This is a genomic window from Variovorax sp. E3 (genome assembly GCF_016082275.1).
In the GTDB taxonomy this organism is placed as follows: Bacteria; Pseudomonadota; Gammaproteobacteria; order Burkholderiales; family Burkholderiaceae_C; genus Variovorax.
Map to the genome: position 1 here is coordinate 18,738 of NZ_MOWM01000099.1, position 8,937 is coordinate 27,674.

Consider the following 8,937-nt stretch of genomic DNA (forward strand, 5'->3'; position numbering starts at 1 on the left):
CGTACGGTTATTGCAAGGGCGGCTCGCGGCTGCGGCTAAGCTCGCCGCTTCTTTTCAGCCCGACCTTTGCCCATGGCCACCAGCCTGCTCCTGCTGCTCGACGACATCGCGACCGTTCTGGACGACGTGTCGATCCTCACCAAAGTGGCCGCCAAGAAAACGGCCGGCGTGCTGGGCGACGACCTCGCGCTCAATGCGCAGCAGGTGTCCGGCGTGCGCGCCGAACGCGAAATTCCGGTGGTGTGGGCCGTGTGCAAGGGCTCGTTCGTCAACAAGGCCATCCTGGTGCCGGCCGCGCTGGCCATCGGCACCTGGCTGCCGTGGCTGGTGACGCCGCTGCTGATGGTCGGCGGCGCATTCCTGTGCTTCGAGGGCGCCGAGAAGCTGGCCCACAAGTTCCTGCACAAGAAGGAACACGCCGAAGGCACCGAGCGCCACGAGCAGGCCGTGGCCGACGCCTCGGTCGACGTGGTCGCCATCGAGAAGGACAAGATCAAGGGCGCGGTGCGCACCGACTTCATTCTCTCGGCCGAAATCATCGCCATCACGCTGGGCACCGTGCAGGGCCAGCCGTTCACGACGCAGCTCAGCGTGCTGGTCGGCATCGCGCTGATCATGACCATCGGCGTGTACGGGCTGGTGGCCGGCATCGTGAAGCTCGACGACGCGGGCCTCTACCTGAGCCAGCGCGCCAGCGCCGCGGCCCGCGCGCTGGGCCGGGGCATCCTGGCGGCGGCGCCGTGGCTCATGAAGGCGCTGTCGGTGGCCGGCACGGCCGCCATGTTCCTCGTGGGCGGCGGCATCCTGGTGCACGGCGTGCCGGCGCTGGGCCATGCGGTCGAGGACTGGGCCAAGGCCACGGGCGGCGTGTTCGGCACGCTGGGCTCGATGGGCGTGAACGCCGGCGTGGGCATCGTGGCCGGCGCCGTCGTGCTGGCCGTGGTGGAGCTGGTCGGCAAGCTGCGCGGCAAGAAGACCTGAGCCAGGCCCTTGCGCGGGCTTACTGGCGCGGCTTGCCGCGCTTGAACAGCTCGACCACCACCAGCGCCGTGCCCAGCGCCAGCGCGAACCAGCCGACCAGGTACGCGCCCGCCACCATCTCGAACCAGCGCGTGCCCTGCAGGAAGCGCGGCCCCAGCAGAACGGCGGCGCCGATCACGAGGCAGAGGATGCCGCGTTCGAGCGTGCGGAGTTGTCGTTTGGGTTGCGCCATGGCTTCTTTGTCGTCCGGGAAAAGTAAGGGTCAGTGCGTCATTGTCCCGCGCATCGCGGCCGGGTGGCCCTGCAGCGGGAACGACTTGCCGGTCGGCACCAGCGTGTCGCCGTCGAGCCGCAGGATCGTGATGTCCTGGTCGATGAAATTGCCCACGTACAGGTACTTGCCGTCGGCGCTCCACACCGCGCCCTCGGGCAGGCCGCGCACCACCACTTCGTTGGCGCGCGTGACCTTCTTGCCGTCGATCTTCAGCAGCACCACCGAGCCGTTGCGGTTGTAGAAGTAGGCGTTCTTGGCCGCGTTGCTGCCGCGCAAGATCACGGCCACCGCATGCTTGCCGGTCGGGCTCACGGCCAGGCCTTCGGGGCCGTCGCCGACCACCACCTTGTCGACCACGCGCGGCGGCGCGGCCTCCATGTCGATCACGCTCACCGTGTCGACCTGGCCGTCGGACGCGCCCGAGTTGCCGTTGTCGGCCGTGAGCGCGAGCTTGCCGTCGGGCGTCACGTCGACGTTGTAGGGCCACAGGCCCGCCGCGAGGTCGACCTTGTTGTAGCTGACCTTCTCGCCGTTCACCTCGAGCAGCGCGATCTTGTGGCTCGGGAACTTGGCCGCCAGCGCGCGCTTGCCGTCGGGCGTGAAGCGCACATGCGCCACCGAGTCGCCCATGGCCACGGTGTCGATCAGCGTGACCTTCTTGCCCGCGATGCGCAGCACGCTCACCGAGTTGTCGGCGCGGTTGGCCACCAGCGCCAGCGTGCCCGCGCGGTTGATCGACAGGCCCGAGGGCTGCTTGCCGAGCTGCAGCGTGTCGAGCAGCTTGGGCGGCGTGGTGGTCAGGTCGATCACGAACAGGCGGTTGTCGGGCACCTGCTTGCGCACGCCGTTCTCCTCGACCACGTTGAGCGAGTTCGCGACCAGCGCCAGCGTTTCGCCGGGCGTGATGGCCAGGTTGGTCGGCGGGCCGGCAATGGTGTTGTCGAGCTGCAGCGTGCCCAGCACCTTGGGCGCCAGCGGGTCGGTGCCGATGTCGAGCACCTGCACGGTGTCGCGCCCCATGGGCCCGAGGATCACGCCGCCGGCGTCGTTCCACGACTGCTTTTCGTCGTTGGCCACCAGCATCAACTGGCGCTGCGGCACGGTGGGCGTCATGCTCGTGCAGCCGGCCAGCGCGGCCAGTGCAAGGGCCGCGAGCGCGGCGGGGCGGATCTTCATGGCGTCTGTCTCCAGTTTTGTTGTGTGGGGCGCATCGTAGCGAAAGGCGCGGCGCCGAAAGCGGCAAGAATGGGCGACGACCTCTTGCCCCTTGCGCCATGAACGCTTCGATGCGCAACGGCTCCGACCCGTGCCCGGCACAATCGATCGACCGAATCCCTGAGAGACGACCACCCATGACCATCGAGATATCGAAGGAAGCGCGCCAGCAGGCCATCACCTCCATCGAGCGCTATTTCCGCGAGAACATGGAAGAGCCCATCGGCAACATCGGCGCCGGCGCGCTGCTGGGCTTTTTCCTCGAAGAGGTCGGCCCGCTGGTCTACAACAAGGCCGTGGCCGAGGTGCAGGAACGGCTGCAGCTGCGCATCTCGGAGATCGACCTCGAGGTGCACGAGGACGAGTTCCAGTACTGGCGCAAGTACGACAAGGCGAAGAAGGGCAAGTAGGCGGCCGTGGGCGGGGCGTCGCGCCCACGCATCGCCGCGATTTCAAAAGTGCTTCAAAACGTTGCAAAATTCAGGGCCATGCACCTTCACCGCACGCCCCTTCGTTCCGCGCTGGCCCCTGTCCTGCGCGCCCTTGCCGTCCTGCCCCTGGTGCTGGCCGCATCCGCAGCCACCGCGCAGCAGGACCCCGCCGGCTTTCCGCTCGACTCGGTCGGCTACCTGAACGAGGAGCTGCCGCGCATGGAGGCCGCCATCGCCGCGAAAGACCGCAGCTTCTTCCACGGCGCAATGGCCCGCACGGTGCAGTTCTCGGAGCGCTGGGGCTTCAAGGTCAAGGCCAACCCCGACCTCGCGGCCTACCCGATGTGTACGGCGGCGGTCATGGACTACGTGGTGGTCGGCATGTGCAAGCTCACGCCGGGCGACGAGTCCTGCGAGCCCGGGCTGGCCTCGCGCTTCGACAGCAACGTGCAGCGCTGCCGCGAGATCGCCGCCAGGAAATAAAGAACAAGGAACGGACACCGCCATGGACTACACCCGCTATCAAACCCTAGCCATCACGCGCCGGGGCGCGAACGGCGCGGTGCTCGACATCCAGATGCGCGCGGCCAACGGCAAGCTGCCGACGGCCGGCCATGACGGCCACCGCGAACTCGCCGAGATCTGGCGCGACGTGTCGGCCGACGACACGGTGCGCTGCGCAGTGCTGCGGGGCGAGGGCCAAGGCTTCTCGGGCGGCGGCGACCTGGCGATGGTGCAGGACATGACCACCGACGACGCGGTGCGCCAGCGCGTGTGGCGCGAGGCGCGCGACCTGGTCTACAACCTCATCAACTGCGACAAGCCCATCGTCAGCGCCATGCACGGCCCGGCCGTGGGCGCGGGGCTGGTGGCGGGGCTGCTGGCCGACATTTCCATTGCCACGAAGAACGCGAAGATCGTCGACGGCCACACGCGCCTGGGCGTGGCGGCGGGCGATCACGCGGCCATCGTGTGGCCGCTGCTGTGCGGCATGGCCAAGGCCAAGTACCACCTGCTGCTGTGCGAGCCGGTGAGCGGCGAGGAGGCCGAGCGCATCGGCCTGGTGTCGCTGGCGGTGGAAGAGGCCGACCTGCTGCCGCGCGCCTACGAGGTGGCCGACCGGCTGGCGGCCGGCAGCCAGAGCGCAATCCGCCTGACCAAGTACGCGCTGAACAACTGGCTGCGCCAGGCCGGCCCGACTTTCGACGCCTCGCTGGCGCTCGAATTCATGGGCTTCGCGGGCGCCGACGTGCGCGAAGGCGTGGCCTCGCTGCGCGAACGGCGCGCGCCGAACTTCAGCTGAGAAACGAGGTCCGGCGCTTGGGAGCTCAGGCCTTGCGCAGCCCTTGCAGCGTCTGCAGCAGCACGACGCGGGTCTGGCCCAGCACCATGCCCTTCCACTCCTCGTTGTCGCAGTAGAACGCGTCGCGCAGCTGCGCGCCGATTTCCTGCTTCTGCGCGGCGGGCGCTTCGGGGTGGCTGCGCAGCCAGGTGTCGGCGCGCAGGCGCTGCAGCACTTCGAGGTCGGGCAGCGTGCCGAACTCCAGGCCCATCGGCGCCACGCGGGCGTTCGGGCATTCGTCATAAGCGGTCGAGATGACCGGGCCCGACACGTCGGCCGAGGCCGAGTCGCCCGCGAACGGCGCGAACACGTCGCGCCCCACCATTCGTGCGCCAGTGCCAGGTCTTCGGGCGTGTTGCGGCCGGGGTAGATCTTCTCGCCGTGGCCGTAGGGGCCCAGGCCGGTGTGCACGTCGATCCAGCCCAGGTGCGTGGCCGAGGCCGCGTACTTGCGCAGGATCTTGCGGATGGTGCCGTTGCTCCACGACGGCGCGGTGCCGCCGTAGAACAGGCCGTTCGGCGAGGTGTACTGCCCCTTGGTCACGGCCGTGCGGAAGGCCGTCATGCCGTGCTTGGCGATGTAGGCGCCCACGGCCGCCTCGTCGGCCGGCGTCGGCGGCCAGGTCGCGGGCAGCACCAGCTTCTCGACGTCGGCGTAGGCGGCGTTCTCGGGCAGTGGCGCGCTGAAGTCGATGTGGTTGCGGTTCAGGTCGATGTTGTCTTCGTTGGTGCGGTGCAGGTGCGAAAAGCCGTGCGGGTTGACCGCATGCACCAGCAGCAGCGCGACGCCGGCCTTATCCAGGCGCGAGAGCAGGTCGGCGTCGTTCAGCGTGGCCACCTGCGTGCCCGAGCCGCAGAAGCCTTCGGGGCCGTGCGTGCCCGAGGTCACGAGCAGCACTTTCTTCGCGTCGATGGCGCCGATCAGCGCGACGTCGGTGGCCAGTTCTTCGCCGAGCGCGCCGCGGTGCGCCTCGAGCACGAACGACTCGAGGGTCGCGCCGCGCTGGGCGGCCGCCTCGAGGAACTTGGCGCGGGCTTCGACGTACGTGCCCGAGAAATACCGCGTGGCGGCGGAGCGTTGTGGGGTTGGCATGCGGTGGGGACTCCTGTGCTTGAAATGATGGAATTCTTGTTCAGGCCGCCGCGTGGGCGCCGGCTGCGTCGATGTCGCGGCCCGTATGGTCGCGCAACCAGAGCAGGCCGATCAGCGAGACCACCGTCATCGCCACCAGGTACCACGCCGGCGCCAGCTTGCTGCCCGTGGCGTTCAGCAGCCAGGTGCTGATGAAGGGCGCGAAGCCGCCGAACAGGGCCACGCCCACGCTGTACACCAGCGACATGCCGCTGGCGCGCACGGCCTTGGGAAACATCTCGGGCAGCATCGTGATGCCGGGCACCGTCTGCGCCACCAGGCCCACGCTGAACACGCCGAGCACCACGAACAGCACCACGGGCGAGGGCGAGGCATTGAGCCACAGGAAGCCCGGGTAGATCAGGACCGCGAGCGCGATGCGGCTCCACAAGATGAGCGGCTTGCGGCCCACCACGTCCGACAGCTTGCCCACGAAGGGCGCGAACGCGAAAGAGATGAGGCCCGTGAGCGCGGCGCCGAACAGCGCCACCGACGGCGTCAGGCCCAGCTCGCGCACCGCATAAGTCGGCATGTAGAAAGTGACCACGTAGGCCGCCGTGGTGCCGCCCACCAGCGAAAGAATCGCGGCCAGCACCGTCCTGCCGTGCTGCGTGCAGACGATCTTCAGGCTGCTTTCGCGCGGCGCGGCCGCTTCTTCCGGCGAGATGTGCAGCGACTCTTCCAGGTGCCGGCGGATGTACATGCCCACCGGCGCGATCAGCATGCCGATGATGAACGGCACGCGCCAGCCCCAGCTCTGCATGGCCTCGGGCGTGAGCGAGAAGGTCAGCGCACCCACCACCACGGCGCCGAGCATCACGCCCAGGCCCTGGCTGGCGAACTGCCAGCTCGCCATGTAGCCGCGGTTGCTCGGCGTGGCGTGCTCCACCAGCAGCGTGGTCGATGCGCCCACTTCGCCGCCGGCCGAGAAGCCCTGAATGAGCCGCGCCAGCACGATCACGATCGGCGCCGCCACGCCGATGGCTGCATACGTGGGCGTGAACGCGATCAGCGCGCAGCCCAGCGCCATCAGGAAGATGGTCAGCGTCATGGCCTTCTTGCGGCCCGCGCGGTCGGCGTACGCGCCGATGACGATGCCGCCCAGCGGCCGCATGATGAAGCCCACGCCGAAGCTCGCCACCGTCAGCAGCAGCTGCCCGTACGAGTTGAAGGTCGGGAAGAACAGCTTGCCGATCACCAGCGCCAGGAAACCGTAGACGGTGAAGTCGAAGAACTCCAGCCCGTTGCCGATGGTGGTGGCCACGATGGTCTGGCGCCGGCGCGCGGACGACGAGGGCTGGTTGCTTGGGATGCTCATGTCTCTCCAGTGGGTGCTTTTCGAGGATGTCGTGGGAAGAAGGTATGCCCTCGACCGCGCCGGATGCTAGAGACTCGCCGCTGTCATGAAAAGACAATAATTGGGGCGAAACGATAACTTTTGGTTGTCTTGAGGACTACCCTAGGAAGCGCATCCGATGAAACCCAACCAGCTGCACGCCTTCGTGGCGGTGGTCGAGCAGATGAGCATCCGCGCCGCCGCGCGCGTGCTGGGGCTGTCGCAGCCCGCGGTGACCAAGATCGTGCGCGAGCTGGAGCGCGAGGTGGGCGCGCCGCTGGTGGAGCGCAGCGTCAAGGGCGTGCGGCTCACCGAGTTCGGCCAGGCCTTTGCGCCGCGCGCCCGGCTGCTGCTGGCCGACATGCAGCGCGCCCGCGACGAGATCGCGCAGATCCGCGACGGCGCCACCGGCACGGTGTCGATGGCCGTGAGTGCCTCGTTCGCGCTCACCGTGCTGCCCACGGCGTTCAAGGATTTCCACACCCGCCTGCCCGCCGTCGACGTGCAGTTCAGCGAGGCGGTGCTGCCGTGGATGCTGGCGCGGCTGCGCGACGGCTACCTCGACTTCGCGGTGGCCCATGTGGTGCCGGGCACGCTCGATCCGCAGTTCGAGGCGCTGGAGCTCTTTCCCGTGCACCTGGTGGTGGGCATGCGCAACCGGCACCCGCTGCGCGGGGCGCGCTCGCTGCTCGACCTCTACGCGGCCGAGTGGATCCTGCCGGGCGACGACCACCGGGGGCGCGAGTCGGTGGCGCCGCTGTTCACGCCGCTGGGGCTGCCGCCGCCCTCGCGCATCATCCAGGGGCAGTCGGTGACGGTGGCGCTCGGGCTGGTCGGCAACATGGACCTGATCGGCCTGTTCGTCGAGCCGCTGGTCAAGCTGACCTTCAAGCGGCACGGCATCCGGCGTGTCGACGTGAAGGAGACGCTGCCCATGCTCACGGTGTGCGTGGTGCGGCGGCGGGGGCAGCTGTCGACGCCGGCCGCGCAGCATTTCATCGAATGCATCCAGCGCGCGTCGGCGGCGGCGATGCCGGCTTAGTGCCGCGGCGGAAATGCGATGCCGGCTTCGCCGGTCTTCCACGGCGCGTACTTGCCCATGGCGCGCTCGAACAATTCCGAGCCGGTCCAGCCCGCGAGCCAGGCCTGCAGGCGCGGCCAGGGCTGCGCGGCGAACCACGCGGCATCGACCATTGCGAACTGCCGCACGAACGGCATCAGCGCGGCGTCGGCCAGCGTGGCGTGGTTGCCCGCGAGTTGCGACGAGGCCGAGAGCCGGGCTTCGAGCTCGCGCAGGAAGGCAGCGCCGCGTTCGCGCGCCGCCTCGCCGCCGTCCGGGTGGCGGTCGGGGTATTTGTAGCGGTCGAGCTGGGGCTTGAAGTCGTTGTCGCAGGTGGCGATCAGCGCAAGCATGTCCTGCGGCGTGCCGTGCTCAGGTTGCAGCCAGCGCAGCGGATCGTTGCGACGCAGGGCCCATAGCATCACGTCGAGGCTTTGCTCCAGCACCTCACCATCGTCGGTCAGCAGCACGGGCACCGTGCCCTTGGGCGAGGCCGCGAGCATTTCGGCGGGCTTGTTCTTCAGCACCACCTCGCGCAGCTCGCAGGGCTGGCCGGCGGCCACGAGCGCGAGGCGGGCGCGCATGGCGTAGGGACAGCGGCGGAACGAATAGAGAACGGGGAGGGCGGTGGGCATGCGAAAGACCGGGCGAAGTCGCCGATTTTCAGCCACCGCGAGGCGTTCGCGCGGGGGCGGGTTTTTCAACACAATGGGCGCCATGGCTGAACGCCTCTTTCTCCGGCTCGACGACGACCCCTTGCACGGGCCGGAGTCGAGCGTGCCCGCTGGCACGCTGCGCGCGCTGCCGGTGGGCGCGGCGTTGCGCGGCCATGTCTCGCACATCCTGCTGTACCGCGAGCGCTTTGCCGAAGGCCGCGAGGTGCGCGAGCGCGTGCTGCCCGACGGGGCGGTGCGGCTGGTCTTCAATTTTGGCGACGCACCGTCCACGCAGGAGAGCAGCGGGCTGGCGGTGGAAGCCATCGGCGCTTCGGCCACGCCGGTCGTGGTGCGCATGCGCGGCAACGTGGAGGGGCTGTCCGTCACGCTGCGCCCCGGCGCCGCCGCGGCCCTGCTGGGCGTGCCGGCCGGCGAGATCGGCGGTGGCGCGGTGCACCTCGATGCGCTGTGGCGCGGCGAAGGCGCGAACCTGCGCGAGCGCATGGCCGTG

General features: G+C 69.2%; 10 protein-coding genes and 1 pseudogene. 6 read left to right on the forward strand and 5 right to left on the reverse strand.

What is annotated here, in order from left to right:
• Positions 1-72: 72 nt before the first annotated feature.
• A complete protein-coding gene (locus BMG07_RS27075) occupies positions 73-981 on the forward strand; it encodes a DUF808 domain-containing protein (protein ID WP_198087121.1) in 909 nt (302 codons plus the stop codon).
• 19 nt (positions 982-1,000) lie between these two features.
• On the opposite strand, the gene BMG07_RS27080 is transcribed toward BMG07_RS27075, so the two are convergent.
• Together BMG07_RS27080 and BMG07_RS27085 are read right to left on the reverse strand one after the other, a co-directional pair.
• The gene (locus BMG07_RS27080; RefSeq protein ID WP_198087122.1) at positions 1,001-1,213 is read right to left on the reverse strand and encodes a hypothetical protein; all 213 of its coding nucleotides are present in this window, start codon (positions 1,211-1,213) and stop codon (positions 1,001-1,003) included.
• A gap of 30 nt (positions 1,214-1,243) precedes the next feature.
• The gene (locus tag BMG07_RS27085; protein WP_198087123.1) at positions 1,244-2,431 is read right to left on the reverse strand and encodes a YncE family protein; all 1,188 of its coding nucleotides are present in this window, start codon (positions 2,429-2,431) and stop codon (positions 1,244-1,246) included.
• A 176-nt stretch (positions 2,432-2,607) separates the two neighbouring features.
• On the opposite strand from BMG07_RS27085, the gene BMG07_RS27090 reads away from it, so the two are divergent.
• The 3 genes from BMG07_RS27090 (at position 2,608) to BMG07_RS27100 (ending at position 4,204) form a co-directional block, all read left to right on the forward strand.
• Positions 2,608-2,880 (forward strand): DUF2164 domain-containing protein, encoded by a 273-nt coding sequence (locus BMG07_RS27090; protein WP_198087124.1) that lies wholly within the window; start codon positions 2,608-2,610, stop codon positions 2,878-2,880.
• 78 nt (positions 2,881-2,958) lie between these two features.
• Positions 2,959-3,384, forward strand: coding sequence for a hypothetical protein (locus tag BMG07_RS27095; RefSeq protein ID WP_198087125.1), 426 nt, complete (start codon positions 2,959-2,961; stop codon positions 3,382-3,384).
• A gap of 22 nt (positions 3,385-3,406) precedes the next feature.
• Positions 3,407-4,204, forward strand: coding sequence for an enoyl-CoA hydratase/isomerase family protein (locus BMG07_RS27100; protein ID WP_198087126.1), 798 nt, complete (start codon positions 3,407-3,409; stop codon positions 4,202-4,204).
• A gap of 136 nt (positions 4,205-4,340) precedes the next feature.
• Here the strand turns inward: BMG07_RS27100 and BMG07_RS27105 are convergent.
• Both BMG07_RS27105 and BMG07_RS27110 read right to left on the reverse strand, forming a co-directional pair.
• Positions 4,341-5,335 (reverse strand): annotated as a pseudogene (locus tag BMG07_RS27105) (M14 family metallopeptidase); the annotation flags it as partial.
• Positions 5,336-5,375: 40 nt separating this feature from the next.
• Positions 5,376-6,692, reverse strand: coding sequence for an MFS transporter (locus BMG07_RS27110; RefSeq protein WP_198087127.1), 1,317 nt, complete (start codon positions 6,690-6,692; stop codon positions 5,376-5,378).
• Positions 6,693-6,849: 157 nt separating this feature from the next.
• On the opposite strand from BMG07_RS27110, the gene BMG07_RS27115 reads away from it, so the two are divergent.
• Positions 6,850-7,752: a LysR substrate-binding domain-containing protein gene (locus BMG07_RS27115; RefSeq protein WP_198087128.1), complete on the forward strand. Its 903-nt coding sequence runs from the start codon at positions 6,850-6,852 to the stop codon at positions 7,750-7,752.
• On the opposite strand, the gene BMG07_RS27120 is transcribed toward BMG07_RS27115, so the two are convergent.
• Positions 7,749-8,405 (reverse strand): glutathione S-transferase, encoded by a 657-nt coding sequence (locus BMG07_RS27120; protein ID WP_198087129.1) that lies wholly within the window; start codon positions 8,403-8,405, stop codon positions 7,749-7,751. The genes BMG07_RS27115 and BMG07_RS27120 overlap by 4 nt on opposite strands.
• 82 nt (positions 8,406-8,487) lie before the next feature.
• Here BMG07_RS27120 and BMG07_RS27125 point away from each other — a divergent pair.
• The coding region (locus BMG07_RS27125; protein ID WP_374221321.1) for a DUF6597 domain-containing transcriptional factor at positions 8,488-8,937 on the forward strand (450 nt) is incomplete at its 3' end.